Source organism: Amycolatopsis sp. NPDC049253 (assembly GCF_040678995.1).
GTDB lineage: Bacteria > Actinomycetota > Actinomycetes > Mycobacteriales > Pseudonocardiaceae > Amycolatopsis.
In genome coordinates this window covers 275,641-290,048 of sequence record NZ_JBFAQX010000007.1, presented here as the reverse complement: position 1 = coordinate 290,048, position 14,408 = coordinate 275,641, and the positions used below count along the sequence as shown (strand labels likewise).

The window sequence follows — 14,408 nt, the reverse complement described above, 5'->3', positions numbered from 1 at the left end:
CATGCCGGACACACAGTACGAAGACCTGCTCCGCCACGTGCTCGACGCGGGCGCGGTCAAGCAGGACCGCACAGGCACCGGCACGCGGTCGATCTTCGGGCACCAGCTGCGCTACCGGCTGGCCGACGGCTTCCCGCTGGTCACGACCAAGAAGGTCCACTTCCGCTCGATCGCCTACGAGCTGCTGTGGTTCCTGCGCGGCGACTCCAACGTCTCCTGGCTGCAGGACAACGGCGTCACGATCTGGGACGAGTGGGCGTCGGCCGAGGGCGACCTCGGCCCGGTCTACGGCGTCCAGTGGCGCTCGTGGCCGACCCCTGACGGCGGGCACGTCGACCAGATCAGCGAAGTGCTCAAGACGCTGCGCGAGAACCCCGACTCACGCCGGATCATCGTGTCCGCGTGGAACGTCGCCGACATCCCGCGGATGGCGCTGCCGCCGTGCCACGCGTTCTTCCAGTTCTACGTCGCCGACGGCGAGCTGTCCTGCCAGCTCTACCAGCGCAGTGCCGACCTGTTCCTCGGCGTGCCGTTCAACATCGCGAGCTACGCCCTGCTCACGCACATGATCGCCGAGCAGGTGGGCCTGCGCGTTGGCGACTTCGTGTGGACCGGCGGCGACTGCCACATCTACGACAACCACGTCGAGCAGGTCCGCACACAGCTCTCGCGTGAGGCGCGCCCGTTCCCGACGCTGAGCCTGAAGCCGGCCGGCAGCCTGTTCGACTACACCTACGAGCACATCTCGGTCGACGGCTACGACCCCCATCCCGGTATCAAGGCACCGGTGGCGGTGTGATCGGGCTGGTCTGGGCGCAGTCGGCCAACGGCGTGATCGGCCGCGACGGCGCGTTGCCGTGGCAGCTGCCGGAGGACATGAAGCACTTCCGCACGTTGACCTCGGGCGCGACCGTGCTGATGGGCCGCCGCACGTGGGAGTCGCTGCCGCCGAAGTTCCGGCCGCTGCCCGGCCGGCGCAACCTCGTGTTGTCGAGCACTGCGCAGGACGGCGTCGAGACGTTCCCCGACCTGTCGCAGGCGCTCGCCGCGGTGTCCGAGGACGTGTGGGTGATGGGCGGCGAAGCGGTGTACCGGGCGGCGCTGCCGTTCGCGGACCGGATCGTGGTCACCGAGATCCAGGAGCACTTCGAGGGCGACACGTACGCGCCTGAAGTGGGGCGCCCGCCGGACTCCACCGGCGAGTGGCAGGAGTCGACGACGGGGCTGCACTACCGGTTGCTGACCTGGGGCTGAGGTCAGCAACCGGCAACGGTCAGCAGCGCCGCAGCAGGTCCTCCTCGGTTTCGCGCGGCACGAGCAGCTTCGCGACGCCGTCACGCACGCCGATGAGCGGCGGGCGGCCAACGAGGTTGTAGTTCGACGCCAGCGAATGGTGGTACGCGCCGGTGCACGGCACGGCCAGCAGGTCGCCCGCGTGGACGTCGTCGGGCAGGCAGACGTCGTCGGCCAGCACGTCACCCGACTCGCAGTGGCGGCCGACCACGGTCATCGGCGTGCGCGCGGCCTTCGTGTGCCGACCGACGAGGCGCGCGGTGTAGCGGGCGCCGTACAGCGCGGGGCGCGCGTTGTCGCTCATGCCGCCGTCGACGGCGACGAACGTCCGGCTGCCGCGCTTCACCGCGCAGACCCGGTAGACCGTGATCCCGGCGGGGCCGACGATCGCGCGGCCGGGCTCGATCGTCAAGCGGGGCAACGGAAAGTCGTGCGACGAGCATTCATAGGCCAGCGCGACCCGGAGCCGACGCGCGTAGCCGTCGAGGTCGAACGAGGCCTCGCGGTCGAGGTACGGCACGGCGTGGCCGCCGCCGAGGTCCAGCTCGTGCAGGGTGACGCCGTACTGGTCACGCACGCGCACCAGCACCTCCACCATCCGCCGCGCAGCCTCCTCGTACCGGTCGACGCGGGCGACCTGCGAGCCGATGTGGCAGTGGAGCCCCACCAGCCTGAGCCCGGGCTGCGCGAGCACGGCGGCGACGGCGCGGTCCACGTTGTCGCGGACGTCCGGGCGCAGCGAGAAGCCGAACTTCTGCCCCTCGGTGCCGGTGGTGATCGCCGCGTGCGTGTCGCCGGAGACGCCGGGTGTCACGCGGATCATCACCTGCTGCGCGCCGTGCGCCAGAGCGCCGAGCTGCTCGATCTCGTCGAGCGAGTCGAGCACGATGCGGCGCACGCCGTACTCCAGCGCGGCCTTGAGGTCTTCGGGGGTTTTCGCGTTGCCGTGCAACAGGATGCGCTCGGCGGGGAAGCCGACCGACCGCGCCACGGCGAGCTCGCCCGCCGAGCACGTGTCCAGCGACAGGCCTTCCTCGGCCACCCAGCGCAGCACGGCGCGCGTACACAGCGCCTTGCTCGCGAATGCCACTTCGGCCTCGGGCAGGGCGCGGCGGTAGGCGCGCGCGGTGTCGCGCACCTGGGCCTCGTCGATGAGGTACGCCGGGGTCCCGAACCGGTTGGCCAGGTGGCTCACCGGAGCACCCGCGAAGATCAGCTCACCGCCTTCGCCGAGGCAGGTGCTGCGCGGCCAGAGCCCCGGCTCGAGATGGTCGGCGGCCTCACAACCGAGGCTGGGGAGGAGCTCGCTGAGTGTCACGGTGACCTCCGGGCGATGTGCGAATTCGGACACCGTCAGCACACTGCGGTGGTGTTCGATTCGCCCCAGCCGTGAACACCACCCTGACGCTCCGCCCGGCCGCGCTGACACGTTCTTAACGCGCGAGTAACTTCGGCCACAATTCCGTTTGACCTGCGAAGAGTCGAATTTTCCCGCCGCGTCCCGTCTCATGGGACATGGTGGAAGAGATGACGGACTTCGCGACCGAAACCGAGACGCACCGCCACGAGCTGCGGGTGCACTGCTACCGGCTGCTGGGTTCTTTCGACGAGGCCGAGGACCTGGTGCAGGAGACGCTGCTGCGCGCGTGGCGCGGCCGCGGCACCTACGACGGCCGCGCGGGCCTGCGCGCCTGGCTGTACCGCATCGCGACGAATGCGTGCCTGGATCACCTCGCCGCGCACCCGCGTGAGCTGCCCGTTCTCGACTTGCCGGCGGCGAGCGGTTCCGATCTGGCGCCGCGGCCCGACGTCGCGGTGCCGTGGCTGCAGCCGGTACCCGATGACGTGCTCGGTGAGGTGGTCGCGCGCGAAACGGTGGAGCTGGCGTTCCTCGCGGCGATCCAGCACCTGTCCCCGCGGCGCCGTGCGGCGGTCGTGCTGCGTGACGTGCTCGGCTGGTCGGCCCGCGAGACGGCGGCCGCGCTCGAGACGACGCCGGCGTCGATCAACACCGCCGTGCTGCAGGCGCGTGCGGCGCTGAAGGAGCACCTGCCGGCGCAGCGCACGGACTGGTCCGCCGAGGGCAGCGACGAGGAACGCGCCGTGGTGGCTCGGTACATGGCGGCGTTGGTGGATCACGACGAAGAGGCGTTCGCCTCGCTGCTGCGCGAAGACGTCCGCTGCAGTCACGCCCCGGGCGCCGGCGGGCACGTCGGCGCGGAGCCGACTTGGTACACGGGCCGTGAGACGGTGCTCGAAGGCTGGGCGCCGGCGCTGCGCGGTCCGGACGCCGTCGCTTTCCACGTGCTGGCAACACGAGCCAACGGCCTCCCGGCGCTCGCGACCTACGTCCGGCTCGACGGCGAGTTCCGGGCGTTCGGGCTCAACGTGTTGCGAATCGCGCGGGGGAATGTCGCTGAAGTGACAACATTCTCGCCGGTGGTGTTCGAGCTGTTCGATTTCCCGCAAGTACTGCCAGTCGGGTAACACTTTTCAGGGTCCCGGCGCGGGAACTCGAGGCGCGGCACCGCGATCCCGTTCGCGGTGCCGACGCTCGGGCGAGTCCGGTCAGCGCATCTTCTCCGGAACCGTGTCCAGCGCGTGCACCATCTGCACGGCCAGCTCACGGGCTTTTTCGTCGGAGAGCTCGGTGTTGTCCAGCACGATCTTCTTCACACGCTCGACCCGGGTTTCGTACCGGCTCGGCGGGGCAGTGGCGGTCATCATCGTCCTCGGTGTTCGGCTTTTTTCGCGGCGCCGCAAACGCAGCCGCGCTCGGTGTGACCGGCGGCGGTCGCCGCGCAGTACCTGCGGGCGATCACGTCGTGTTCTTCGAGCGGGTGCGGGCAGCTGGGGCAGGACGTCTCGGGCCGGGCCTCGGTCGGCGTGTCGTGTTCGGCGGCGGTCATGACGTGGCCGGCTCCGGCGTGCGCTCGCGCAGGGGAGCGCCGACGGAGTGGAGGTGTTCGAGCACGTAGCCGTAGGAGCGCGCCCATCCGCACTGGGCGTAGGAAATCCCGTGGCGGGCGCAGAACTCGCGCACGATGACCTGCGCGTGCTTGAGGTTTCCGCGGGCCATGCTGGGGAAGAGGTGGTGTTCGATCTGGTAGTTGAGGCCGCCGAGGGCGAAGTCGACGACGACGCCGCCGCGGATGTTGCGCGACGTCAGCACCTGCTTGCGCAGGAAGTCGAGCTTGTGGCCCGCCGTGAGCATTTCCATGCCCTTGTGGTTGGGAGCGAACGAACATCCCATGTACAAGCCCCACAGGAACTGGTGTACGACGATGAACACCAGACCCGTCAGCGGTGACAACACGACGAACACCGCGGCCAGGTACGCCACCAGGTGCCCGATCAGCAAGGCCGACTCGAGTTTGTGCCGGCGCATGTCACCCGCCCACACGGCGCGAACACTCGCCACGTGCAGGTTGAGGCCTTCGAGCAGCAGTAGCGGGAAGAACAAGAACGCCTGGTACTTCGCCACCCAGCGCAGGAACCCGCGCTTTTCGTGGCTCTGCGCTCGCGAGAACGCGAGCGCGGCGATGTCGACGTCGGGGTCCTCGTCCTCGTGGTTCGGGTTGGCGTGGTGACGGTTGTGGGTGGCGATCCACCAGCCGTAGCTGAGCCCGGTGAGTCCACCGTGGACGAGTCCGGTGGCGTCGTTGGCCTTGCGGCTGGAGAAGATCTGCTTGTGCCCGGCGTCGTGGCCGATGAAGGCCAGCTGCGCGAACATCATCGCGAAGAAGGCAGCGAGGAAAAGCTGCCACCACGAGTCTCCGAGGAACGCGAACGCCACCCAGCCGCCCGCGAAGGCGGCGAGGTTGAGGCCGATGCGGATGCCGTAGGCCACGCGACGGCGCTTCAGAAGCCCGGCGGCTTTGACCAACCGGGAAAGTTCGGCGAAATCGCTTCCGGCGGACGGTTCCGTGGTGTCGAAAGTTGAGGACGAAGTCATGCCAGCACCGCTCTGGTTCAGGCGAATCGCTTGTCCAGCGACGGTTTCCGGCCACGACGGGTCCGGGTCCAGTCCGGGAGAAGGGCGCTGGGGCCTGGCCGCGGTGGCACCGCAGCCTGTACCTACCCTCTCATCCTTGGCGTGGGAAGGCAATTGCCCGCCGTGTCGAGAAACCTTACGAAAGTCCCCACGACGACAGCAGACCGAAAATCCGCTCGCGCTCGGCTGCGGTCAGCAGCCGGCTCGGCGGGCGCACGTCGGGCCGGCAGAGGCCCAGTTGTGACAACGCGTCCTTGACCACGCTCACGTTGTTGGCGTTGTGTTCGGCCGCGCGCAGCTGTTCGAACGGCCGGATCAGTTCCCACAGCTGCATGGCACCGGCGAAATCGCCCTCGCGCAGCCGGGCGAACAGATCGAGCGAGATGCGCGGCGCGACGTTCACCAGCCCCGACGTGAACCCCTGCGCGCCCACGGCGAAATAACCCGGCGCCGAAAGTTCGGCCAGCCCCGCGATCCACACGAACCGTTCGAGGCCGGCGTCACGCGAAACTGTCGCAAAACGAACAGGATCTGGCACCGCGTACTTCACACCGATCACATTCGGCGCCGCGTCGGCGAGGCGTGCGAGTTCTTCACCGCCGATATCGGGGTTGCGCACGTACAGCACCACGCCCACCTCCGGCACGGCCGACGCGATCGCGCGGTGGTACTCGACCCAGCCCTCGCGCGAGACGTACGGGTGCACCGGCTGATGGATCATCACCAGGTCGGCACCGGTGTCGCGCGCGTGCCGCGCCGCCTTCACAGCCGTGCGCACGTCGTGCCCGACGCCGGCCAGCACACTCGCCTCCCGCGCCGCCTTCACCGTGACCTCGACGCACAGCCGGGTCTCGTGCTCGTCGAGCGCGTAGAACTCGCCGGTGTTGCCGTTGGGCGTGACCACCTCGACGCCGCTGGTCACCAGTCGCTCGACGAGCCGGCCGTACGTCTCGGCCTCGACTCCGCCGCTCCCATTGAACGGCGTCACGGGGATCGCGACGACGCCTGCCAGCCGCCGTTTCTGCTGTTCGAACGCCACCGGTGTGTCCGATCTGATATATGATGTGTCGGCGCAGAGGGTAGCACGACGTGGTGGGTCAAGCGTCCTGATCTTCGGGTCGGGCGGTCCGGTAGACCTGCACGGAGACGCCCTTGCCGGTCGTGCGGTGCTCGACGAGCCGCAGTGACTGGCGCGCTGATCCCGGCGGGAACAGCCGTTGTCCCTTTCCCAACACCACCGGGAACACCCACACGCGGTGCTCGTCCACCAGGCCGGCGGCCATGAGTGTCCGAAGCAGATCGCCGCTGCCGTGCACCTGCAGCTCGCGTCCGGGCTCGGCCTTGAGCTCGGTCACGGCCCGCACGACGTCGTCGCGCAGGAACGCGGTGCCCTGCCACGACGAGCGCGTGAGCGTGCGCGAGGCGACGTACTTCGGCAGCGAGTTGAGCGGTCCCGCGATCGGGTCGGAGCCGCCGACCGTGGGCCAGTAGCCCGCGAAGATCTCATAGGTGCGGCGTCCGAGCAGGAACGCGTCGGCGCGCGAGAACCAGTCCGCGGTGTACTCGGCCATCACCGCGTCGTAGTACGGCGTGAGCCAGCCGCCGAGGTCGAAGCCGCCACGCGGGTCTTCGGCGGGCGTGCCCGGGCCCTGCACCACGCCGTCGAGGGAGACGAACGTGGTGGCGGTGAGCGTGGTCATGCCATCGACCCGAACGTCGGGGCGCCCGCGGCCGCGTACTCCTGGATGACGACGCCGGTGCTCGTCGCGCTCGTCGACAGGGGGCGCAGCGCGAGCGGGTGGGCGCCGGCGGGGAACAGCGGATGGCCTTCGCCGAGGACGACGGGGAAGACGAGCAGGCGGTACTCGTCGACGAGGTCGTCCAGCTCGGCCACGAGGCTGCCGCTGGCGTGGAGCTGCAGCTCTCCGTCGTAGCGCGTCTTCAGCCGGCGGACCTCGGCGGCGAGGTCGCCGGTGACGACGTGCCGGGGCAGGTCACCGGAGCTCGGACAATAGTCGGCGACGTTCCTGACCTGCAGGAACGCTGACGCGCGGCGCTGCCAGCGGGCCAGCGCCGCGCCCATCTGCGCGTCGACGTGACCCGGTCCGCGCACCACGCCGTCCAGGGTCAGGAACGCCGTGACGGTCAGCTTGCCCATCGGTCGTCTCCCTCGTTCGTCGGATCTGTGGTGAACCGTCGAACGAGGGATGCGCCGAATCGACAACTTCTGGTGCGCGGGCTACGGGTTTTTGTGCGGAGTTTTTCAGCCCGCGAGGAACGCGGCGAGCTGCTCGACCACGAACGCGTGGTCATCGGCCTGCGGCAGACCCGAGACGCCGACCGTGCCGATCGGCCCGACGTCCTTGACCAGCACCGGGACCACGCCGCCGTGGGCCGCGTAGAGGTCGGGGTCGAGGCGCGAGTCGGCCTCGAAGCTGCTGCCCTTCGCGCGGAACTGGGCGCCCACGAGGAACGAGCTGTGCCCGTAGCGGTCGACGACGCGGCTCTTGCGGTCGATCCACGCGTCGTTGTCGGCCGATGTTCCCGGGAGTGCGGCGTGGAACAACCGCTGTCCGTTTCTGCGCACGGAGATGGTGACGGGCAGGGCGCGTTCGCGCGCCGCGGCGAGCAGGTGCTGGCCGAGCGCGAGGGCGGTCTCGTTGTCGAACCGGGGGAACACCAGCCGGCTCTCCTGCTCGAGGAGCTCCTGGATGAGCTCGGTTTCGGTCGTCATGTCCCTTATTAAATCAACACTGTTGTTTAATTGCCACCGTGTTCAGCGGCGGTTCACATTCAGCTGCTTGTCGTCCGCCGTGGCCTGGGGAAGGCCGCTTGCCGCGTGTGATGTGGATCTCGTTACGCCCATTCCGGACGAGGAGGTACGGAATGGGGCAGGCGGAAGGGCGGCTGAGCCGTCGCTCGGTGCTCGGCGGCGCGGCGGCGGCCGGCATGGCAGGCGCGGCGGCGGGTCTCGGCGGCGGGTCTCGGCGGCGCGTTCGCCGAGGCGGCCACGGGTCCCCAGCGGCGCGGCAGCCTCGACGACGTCGAGCACGTGGTGGTGCTCATGCAGGAGAACCGGTCGTTCGACCACTACTACGGCACGGCGGCCGGTGTCCGCGGGTTCGGCGACACCGCCGCGGTGCGCGACGTGTTCCGCCAGCCCGACGCGAAGCGCACCGACGGCGGGTACCTGCTGCCGTTCCACGTCGACACCGCGCTCGCCGACGGCCAGGACCTCGGCGACCTCGCGCACGACTGGGCCACGACGCACCAGGCGTAAGCCAACGGCGTCTACAACGCGTGGGTCCCGGCCAAGACCGAGATGACCATGCGCTATTTCAACCGCGAAGACCTGCCGTTCCACCGGGCCCTCGCGAGCGCGTTCACCTTGTGCGACAACTACTTCTGCTCGCTGCAGGGCCCGACTACGCCCAACCGCCTCTACCACTGGACGGGCATGATCGACCCGGACGGCGAGCTCGGCGGGCCGGCGACGGCGCGGACGGCTACGTCGGCGACTACGGCGACAATCCACTGTGGCTGTTCCAGCAGTACCACGACGCGCTGGCGTCGCCGGACCCGAAGAAGCGCCAGCTCGCCGAACGGGCCTGCCTGCGCGCAGTGGGAGGCGGATTCGGGGCAGGGCAAGAACGTCGACCGCGTGCTGCAGCAGTTCGTGGCGGACTGCAAGGCGGGGACGTTGCCGGCGGTGTCGTGGGTGGTGGCGCCGTACGCGTACTGCGAACACCCGGCCGCGCGGCCGGTCGACGGTGCGGCTTACACGCAGGGCGTGCTGAAGGCGTTGTGGGACAACCCGAAGCTGTGGGAGTCCACTGTGGCCTTGATCAACTACGACGAGAACGACGGGTTCTTCGACCACGTCGTCCCGCCGTGCGCTCCGGCCGGGACCCCGGGCGAGCTGCTGCCGGTGAACCAGCCCTCGGGCCCCGGCGGCGTCGGGACGGGCGCGCCGGCGCCGATCGGCCTCGGTCCGCGCGTGCCGATGACGGTGATCTCGCCGTGGAGCCGTGGTGGGTTCGTGAACTCGCAGGTCTTCGACCACGCGTCCGTGCTGCGGTTCCTGGAGACGTCGACGGGGGTGCGCGAGCCCAACATCTCCGCGTGGCGGCGCGAGATCTGCGGTGACCTGACGAGCTGCTTCGACTTTTCGCGTCGGGATGTTTCGATCCCCGCGCTGCCGGACGCGACGGCGTTGCGCGCCGAAGCGGACCGCACGCAGGCGAAGCTGCCCAAGCCCGCGCCCCCGCTGCCGGGGCAGCAGTCGATGCCGGAACAGGAACGCGGCACGGCTCCGGCGCGGGCGTTGCCGTACCAGCCGGTGGCTTTTGTTTCGGTGGGCGCCGGGTCGCTGGCTTTGCGGGCGTCGAACCACGGGGCGGCTGGATTGCAGCTGGCTTCTTACGCTTATCACGCCGGTGGGGTTTCGCTGCGGTTCGACGTTTCCGGTGGTAGGTCGGCTGCGGGGAAGATTGCGTTTTCCGGTTCTTATGATATCGCTGTTCGCGGGCCGAATGGATTTGTGGTGGAGGCGTCCGGGGATTCGTCGACCGCGGGAGTGGAGGTTGCGGCTGCCATTTCGGGATCGGCCGCGCATCCGGTTTTTCAGGTCAAGGTGACGAATTCGTCGTCCCGTTCGGCGACGTTGACGATGAAGGGCCGCCCCGGTTTTGTCGTCGGCCCGCACGGCTCGCACACCGTCAGCATCGACGCGCTCGCCGACAACTCCGGCTGGTACGACGTGCGCCTGTCGCTCGTCGGGCACCCGGAGTGGCACCGGCGGTTCGCCGGGCACCTGGAGAACGGACAGCTGAGCCGGACGGCTTGATCTGGCCGGCGCGGGGGGACCGTTCGCTGGGCGAAGGGTCCCCCCACGCCGAGCTTGCGCATGACTGGACCTTTCGCGCAGCCCGCGGATGCGACGGGACCTCTTCGCACACCGGTTGCGACGGACTGGGTCTTTCATGCGCAGCGTGTGGGCGCGACCGGGGTTTTCGTGCACAGCGTGCGGCGCGATGGGACCGCTCGTGCGCTGGTTGCGGCGCGGCCGGTCCTTTCGTGCGCAGCGTGTGGGTGCGGCTGGACTGCTCGCGCGGTGGCTGCTGTGCGACTGGACCATTCGCGCGCCGGTTTCGGCGCGACTGGACCTTTTACGCGCTGCGTGTGGGTGCGACGGGACCGCTCGTGCGCTGGTTGCGGCGCGACTGGACCTTTTGTGCGCTGCGTGTGGGTGCGACGGGACCGCTCGTGCGCTGGTTGCGGCGCGACCGGGCCTTTTGTGCGCTGCGTGTGGGTGCGACGGGACCGCTCGTGCGCTGGTTGCGGCGCGACCGGGCCTTTTGTGCGCCGCGTGTGGGTGCGACGGGACCGCTCGTGCGCTGGCTGCTAACTGGACCGTTCTTGCCGTCGATCGAGCGCGGCCGGCCCAGTCGCGGCGCATCGAGCGCCGGCGGGGACCTCTCGTGCCACAGCGGCGGAGCGAGCGGTCCCCTCGCGCCGCCGCAGGGAGTGCGAGGGGACCCTTTGCGCTCAGGAACCGCCACGACCGCCCCGTTCGCCACGCGAACGGTCCCCGCGCGTCGAACGCCCGCATGACTGGACCGTTCGCACCGTCGATCGAGCACGAGCGGTCCGGTCGCGTGGCGAAAGGGCGAATGAACCCCGTCAGCCCCGCAAAGCGTTCAACGCGAACGCCGCATGCATCGCCACCCCGGCGGGCATCGCGGACTCGTCGAACACCACCCGGTTCGAGTGGTTGGCCGGAGCGCCCGAGGGCGACACTCCCGGCGGGCAGGCCCCGAGAAACGCGAACGCCCCCGGAACCCGTTGCAGGACATACGAAAAGTCCTCCGCCCCCATGATCGGGTGGGGGATCTCCTGGACGTTGTCCTCGCCCAGGACCGTCGCACCCAGGGCCAGTACCTCGGCGGCCACGCCGGAGTCGTTGACGGTCGGCGGGTAGCCCGGGTCGATGTCGGCCAGGACGCGGCACCCGTGGGCCGCGCCGATGGACTCGCAGACGCGGGGCAGCTCGGTCCGGACCACGGCGCGCGTGGCTTCCGACAGGGTGCGGATGGTCCCTTCGAGCACGGCGGTCTCGGGGATGATGTTCGTGGTCGTGCCGGCTTCGATGCGGGTCACGGAGATCACGGCGGGGTCGAAGACGCCGATGCGGCGGGTGACCATCGTCTGCAGCGCACCGACCATCGCGGCCGCCGCGGGGACGGGGTCGATGGCTTCCTGCGGGGCGGACCCGTGGCCGCCGCGGCCGATGACCTCGACGCGGAAGGTGTCGGCGGACGCCATCATCGCGCCGCCGCGGACCTGGAGGAGGCCGGTGGGCACGTTGGCCATCATGTGGAGGCCGAAGGCGCGCGAGACGCGCGGGCCGGCGGCGTCGAGCACACCCTCGTGGATCATGAAGCGCGCGCCGTGGTGGCCTTCCTCGCCGGGCTGGAACATGAAGACCACGGAGCCGGCCAGCGAATCCACGCGCGAGGCCAGCAGGCGGGCGGCGGAGGCGAGCATGGCGACGTGGGTGTCGTGCCCGCACGCGTGCATGGAGTCGTCGACCTCGGACGAGAACTCGAGGCCGGTGTCCTCGTGCAGCGGCAGCGCGTCCATGTCCCCGCGCAGCAGCACGGCCGGACCCGGACGCGCGCCGCGCAGCACGGCGGTGAGCGACGTCGTGGCGCGGCCTTCGGTCACGGAAAGAGGCAGGTCGGCCAGGGCCGAACGGATCGCTTCCTGCGTCCGGGGCAACTGGAGCCCCTGCTCCGGCCGGCGGTGCAGGGCGCGGCGCAACGCGACGGTGCGGTCCTGCAGCTCCCGCGCGGCGTCGAGCAGCCCGTCGAGGCGGGTGTCCGGGAGAGTCGGCAGGTCGGTGGGTCCGGTCATGGCTCGATAGTGGCACCACGGACGCTTCGGGTGCACCGTGCGTGCGCTCGCATCGGCAGCGGAATACGGTGTGCGCATGGCGGTGCAAGAGCCGGTCACGGGCTTCGCGATGGCAGTGGTCCGAGAAGACGGTCGGTGGCGGTGCAGTGCGCTCGATCCCGCGGCGCTCACGGAGCTCGACGCGGCGATCACCGAGCTGGGAAAACTCCGCTCGACCGGCGCGGCATTCGGGCTGCTGGCGGTGGACGACGAGTTCTTCGTGATCGTGCGGCCGAGCCCGCGGGGGCCGTCGCTGCTGCTGTCGGACGCCGCGGCGGCGCTCGACTACGACATCGCCGCGGACGTGCTCGACGTCCTGCGCGTCGACCCGCCCGACGAGGACGACGACGCCGTCTGGCCCGAAGGCGACCTCGACATCCTCGCCGATCTCGGACTGCCGGGCGGCGAGCTTGAAGTTATCGTCGGAGAGGTGGATCTCTACCCCGACGAGCAGCTCCAGATGATCGCCCAGCGCTGCGGCTTCGCGGCCGAGTTCTCGAAACTGCTGGACGAGCTCTGAGACGCCCGGCCGACACCGAAGCCGTGCAGGCGGCGCTCGAAGCCGCGCGCGGTCCAGGCGCCGATGTGCCCATCGGCGCCGTGGTGTTCGGCCCTGACGGAAGGCCACTCGCCGCGGCCCGCAACGCTCGCGTCGAGCTCGGCGACCCCACCGCCCACGCGGAGATCCTCGCCCTGCGCGCCGCTGCCCGCGTCCACGGCGACGGCTGGCGCCTGGAGGGCTGCACGCTCGCCGTGACGTTGGAACCCTGCACGATGTGCGCGGGCGCCCTGGTGCTCGCCCGCATCTCCCGCCTGGTCTTCGGCGCGTGGGAACCCAAGACCGGCGCCGTGTCGTCCCTGTGGGACGTCGTGCGCGACCGCCGCCTCAACCACCGCCCCGAAGTCCACGGCGGCGTGCTGGCCACGGAGTGCGCCGCGCTGCTCGAGACCTACTTCGCCACCCGCCGCCACCCCGCCGAAACCGTGGCTCCGGCCTCCGGTATTGTTCTCGGCGGTGGCGTGTCCGAGCGGCCGAAGGAGCACGACTCGAAATCGTGTGACGGTTAATCCCGTCCGTGGGTTCAAATCCCACCGCCACCGCTCTTACCAGGCAGAACGCCGGGTGACCCGTAAACGGTCACCTGGCGTTCTGCTATCTGGTCTCAGTTCTGGTCTCAGATGTACCCCTACGCGGGCACCAGGACTCCTTCCGGACCGTCTTCGTCGTCGTCCTCTCGCTCGTCGTCGGTGTACCAAACGTGGTTGCCGACCTGGTCTGCGATCGCGGCTGTCAGCTCGCTCGTGACGTGCATGTACCGCTTCGCGATAGCAGCGTTCGACCAGCCCATCAGCTCCATCACCGCGGGGAGCGGGACCTTGAGCTCAAGCAGGACCGTCGCGGCCGTGTGGCGGAGATCGTGCAGCCGAGCGTCCCGCACCTCGGCAAGGCGAAGCAGCGCCTTCCACGCACGATGGTCAGGCGTCGGGTGCGTTGGCCGGCCGATCGCAGTGGCAAACACCCAATCACCCTCCTCCCACAGATTGCCTGCCGCCTCCCGCTCCTCTGTTTGACCCGCACGGTGAGCATCAAGCGCTTCTGCGAGCGGGTGTGGGATCCCGATCGTCCGCCGACCGGCCCGGGATTTCACCTCGCCGACCACCAGGCCACCGCCCCACCGGGACGGGCAGAACGCTCCAAATTCGTGCCCGCACGGCTTGTCCATGCTGCACCCGTGCTGCCAGTTCCTTTGACCGATTGAGCGGCGAACCCGCATCGTCCCTGAACCGCGTCGTGCCGGGCATTCACTCGACAGCAGAGTGCGTCGACAGGAAGCACCCTTCGCGCATCCGTGCTTCCAGGTGAGCGAAATGTCCTCCCACTTGAGGCCGAGCGCGTCGCCACGACGGAGGCCGAGCGAGAGGGCCACAACGAATCGTGCGCCGTTCCTGATCTCCCCGGATGCCCGGATGAGCCGCTTGGCGTCCTCCCGCGACAGCGGGATGATCTCCTCCTCCTCGACACGCGGCGCTTTCGCGATTCGCGCGGGATTCTCGACGATGTGCCGACGGCGAACGGCCTCGTTGAGCGCGACCCGAACGGTTCGATGAGCGAGGTGCGCGGTGGACGGTTTCAGCCCGCCTGCGATCATCTGGACAGCACCTCGTG

15 protein-coding genes, 1 tRNA gene and 2 pseudogenes are annotated in these 14,408 nt (G+C 69.8%); 8 read left to right on the top strand and 10 right to left on the bottom strand.

Annotated elements, in window-relative coordinates:
* Position 1 precedes the first annotated feature (1 nt).
* Positions 2-799 carry a thymidylate synthase gene (locus AB0K15_RS19170; protein ID WP_364051697.1) on the top strand — a complete coding sequence of 266 codons (798 nt, stop codon included), beginning with the start codon at positions 2-4 and terminating at the stop codon, positions 797-799.
* Positions 796-1,254, top strand: coding sequence for a dihydrofolate reductase (locus tag AB0K15_RS19165; protein ID WP_364051694.1), 459 nt, complete (start codon positions 796-798; stop codon positions 1,252-1,254). Before AB0K15_RS19170 ends, AB0K15_RS19165 begins: the two co-directional genes overlap by 4 nt.
* Positions 1,255-1,273: 19 nt before the next feature.
* Here AB0K15_RS19165 and lysA read toward each other — a convergent pair whose 3' ends face one another.
* Complete coding sequence (gene lysA / locus AB0K15_RS19160) at positions 1,274-2,611, bottom strand: diaminopimelate decarboxylase (protein WP_364051967.1); 1,338 nt, start codon at positions 2,609-2,611, stop codon at positions 1,274-1,276.
* Positions 2,612-2,820: 209 nt separating this feature from the next.
* Here lysA and AB0K15_RS19155 point away from each other — a divergent pair, with 209 nt between their 5' ends.
* A complete protein-coding gene (locus AB0K15_RS19155; RefSeq protein WP_364051691.1) occupies positions 2,821-3,780 on the top strand; it encodes an RNA polymerase subunit sigma-70 in 960 nt (319 codons plus the stop codon).
* Positions 3,781-3,861: 81 nt separating this feature from the next.
* Here AB0K15_RS19155 and AB0K15_RS19150 read toward each other — a convergent pair whose 3' ends face one another.
* The 7 genes from AB0K15_RS19150 to AB0K15_RS19120 form a co-directional block, all read right to left on the bottom strand.
* Positions 3,862-4,017, bottom strand: a complete 156-nt coding sequence (locus tag AB0K15_RS19150) for a DUF6307 family protein (RefSeq protein WP_364051688.1) — start codon at positions 4,015-4,017, stop codon at positions 3,862-3,864.
* Positions 4,017-4,202 carry an RGCVC family protein gene (locus tag AB0K15_RS19145; protein ID WP_364051685.1) on the bottom strand — a complete coding sequence of 62 codons (186 nt, stop codon included), beginning with the start codon at positions 4,200-4,202 and terminating at the stop codon, positions 4,017-4,019. Before AB0K15_RS19145 ends, AB0K15_RS19150 begins: the two co-directional genes overlap by 1 nt.
* On the bottom strand, positions 4,199-5,248 hold the full coding sequence (locus AB0K15_RS19140) for an acyl-CoA desaturase (protein ID WP_364051682.1): 1,050 nt from the start codon (positions 5,246-5,248) through the stop codon (positions 4,199-4,201). Before AB0K15_RS19140 ends, AB0K15_RS19145 begins: the two co-directional genes overlap by 4 nt.
* A gap of 175 nt (positions 5,249-5,423) precedes the next feature.
* Positions 5,424-6,326 carry a dihydrodipicolinate synthase family protein gene (locus AB0K15_RS19135; protein WP_364051679.1) on the bottom strand — a complete coding sequence of 301 codons (903 nt, stop codon included), beginning with the start codon at positions 6,324-6,326 and terminating at the stop codon, positions 5,424-5,426.
* A 58-nt stretch (positions 6,327-6,384) separates the two neighbouring features.
* Positions 6,385-6,987, bottom strand: a complete 603-nt coding sequence (locus AB0K15_RS19130; protein ID WP_364051676.1) for a dihydrofolate reductase family protein — start codon at positions 6,985-6,987, stop codon at positions 6,385-6,387.
* Entirely contained in the window at positions 6,984-7,445 is a 462-nt protein-coding gene (locus AB0K15_RS19125) for a dihydrofolate reductase family protein (RefSeq protein WP_364051673.1), read from the bottom strand. The genes AB0K15_RS19130 and AB0K15_RS19125 overlap by 4 nt, the downstream gene beginning before the upstream one ends.
* A 105-nt stretch (positions 7,446-7,550) precedes the next feature.
* The gene (locus AB0K15_RS19120; protein WP_364051670.1) at positions 7,551-8,021 is read right to left on the bottom strand and encodes a heme-degrading domain-containing protein; all 471 of its coding nucleotides are present in this window, start codon (positions 8,019-8,021) and stop codon (positions 7,551-7,553) included.
* A gap of 330 nt (positions 8,022-8,351) precedes the next feature.
* On the opposite strand from AB0K15_RS19120, the pseudogene AB0K15_RS19115 reads away from it, so the two are divergent.
* Together AB0K15_RS19115 and AB0K15_RS19110 are read left to right on the top strand one after the other, a co-directional pair.
* Positions 8,352-9,329, top strand: a pseudogene (locus AB0K15_RS19115) (alkaline phosphatase family protein); the annotation flags it as partial.
* A 243-nt stretch (positions 9,330-9,572) separates the two neighbouring features.
* Positions 9,573-10,133, top strand: a complete 561-nt coding sequence (locus AB0K15_RS19110) for a phospholipase domain-containing protein (RefSeq protein ID WP_364051964.1) — start codon at positions 9,573-9,575, stop codon at positions 10,131-10,133.
* A gap of 836 nt (positions 10,134-10,969) precedes the next feature.
* Here AB0K15_RS19110 and AB0K15_RS19105 read toward each other — a convergent pair.
* Positions 10,970-12,202 carry a M20 family metallopeptidase gene (locus tag AB0K15_RS19105; RefSeq protein WP_364051667.1) on the bottom strand — a complete coding sequence of 411 codons (1,233 nt, stop codon included), beginning with the start codon at positions 12,200-12,202 and terminating at the stop codon, positions 10,970-10,972.
* Positions 12,203-12,278: 76 nt separating this feature from the next.
* Here AB0K15_RS19105 and AB0K15_RS19100 point away from each other — a divergent pair, with 76 nt between their 5' ends.
* The 3 genes and pseudogenes from AB0K15_RS19100 to AB0K15_RS19090 all read left to right on the top strand — a co-directional run bounded on the left by AB0K15_RS19100 (position 12,279) and on the right by AB0K15_RS19090 (position 13,342).
* Positions 12,279-12,761, top strand: a complete 483-nt coding sequence (locus tag AB0K15_RS19100) for a tRNA adenosine deaminase-associated protein (protein ID WP_354864834.1) — start codon at positions 12,279-12,281, stop codon at positions 12,759-12,761.
* Between the two features lie 23 nt (positions 12,762-12,784).
* Positions 12,785-13,210 (top strand): annotated as a pseudogene (locus tag AB0K15_RS19095) (nucleoside deaminase); the annotation flags it as partial.
* Between the two features lie 45 nt (positions 13,211-13,255).
* Positions 13,256-13,342 (top strand) — tRNA-Ser (locus AB0K15_RS19090).
* An 86-nt stretch (positions 13,343-13,428) separates the two neighbouring features.
* On the opposite strand, the gene AB0K15_RS19085 is transcribed toward AB0K15_RS19090, so the two are convergent.
* Complete coding sequence (locus tag AB0K15_RS19085) at positions 13,429-14,391, bottom strand: site-specific integrase (RefSeq protein WP_364051664.1); 963 nt, start codon at positions 14,389-14,391, stop codon at positions 13,429-13,431.
* Between the last annotated feature and the right edge of the window lie 17 nt (positions 14,392-14,408).

What these genes read in the sequence shown, in the direction of transcription:
- AB0K15_RS19170 (WP_364051697.1), top strand. Translation starts at nt 2, where the DNA reads ATGCCGGACACACAGTACGAAGACCTGCTCCGCCACGTGCTCGACGCG.
- AB0K15_RS19155 (WP_364051691.1), top strand. Translation starts at nt 2,821, where the DNA reads ATGACGGACTTCGCGACCGAAACCGAGACGCACCGCCACGAGCTGCGG.
- AB0K15_RS19150 (WP_364051688.1), bottom strand. Translation starts at nt 4,017, where the DNA reads ATGACCGCCACTGCCCCGCCGAGCCGGTACGAAACCCGGGTCGAGCGT.
- AB0K15_RS19145 (WP_364051685.1), bottom strand. Translation starts at nt 4,202, where the DNA reads ATGACCGCCGCCGAACACGACACGCCGACCGAGGCCCGGCCCGAGACG.
- AB0K15_RS19140 (WP_364051682.1), bottom strand. Translation starts at nt 5,248, where the DNA reads ATGACTTCGTCCTCAACTTTCGACACCACGGAACCGTCCGCCGGAAGC.
- AB0K15_RS19130 (WP_364051676.1), bottom strand. Translation starts at nt 6,987, where the DNA reads ATGACCACGCTCACCGCCACCACGTTCGTCTCCCTCGACGGCGTGGTG.
- AB0K15_RS19125 (WP_364051673.1), bottom strand. Translation starts at nt 7,445, where the DNA reads ATGGGCAAGCTGACCGTCACGGCGTTCCTGACCCTGGACGGCGTGGTG.
- AB0K15_RS19120 (WP_364051670.1), bottom strand. Translation starts at nt 8,021, where the DNA reads ATGACGACCGAAACCGAGCTCATCCAGGAGCTCCTCGAGCAGGAGAGC.
- AB0K15_RS19110 (WP_364051964.1), top strand. Translation starts at nt 9,573, where the DNA reads ATGCCGGAACAGGAACGCGGCACGGCTCCGGCGCGGGCGTTGCCGTAC.
- AB0K15_RS19105 (WP_364051667.1), bottom strand. Translation starts at nt 12,202, where the DNA reads ATGACCGGACCCACCGACCTGCCGACTCTCCCGGACACCCGCCTCGAC.
- AB0K15_RS19100 (WP_354864834.1), top strand. Translation starts at nt 12,279, where the DNA reads ATGGCGGTGCAAGAGCCGGTCACGGGCTTCGCGATGGCAGTGGTCCGA.
- AB0K15_RS19085 (WP_364051664.1), bottom strand. Translation starts at nt 14,391, where the DNA reads ATGATCGCAGGCGGGCTGAAACCGTCCACCGCGCACCTCGCTCATCGA.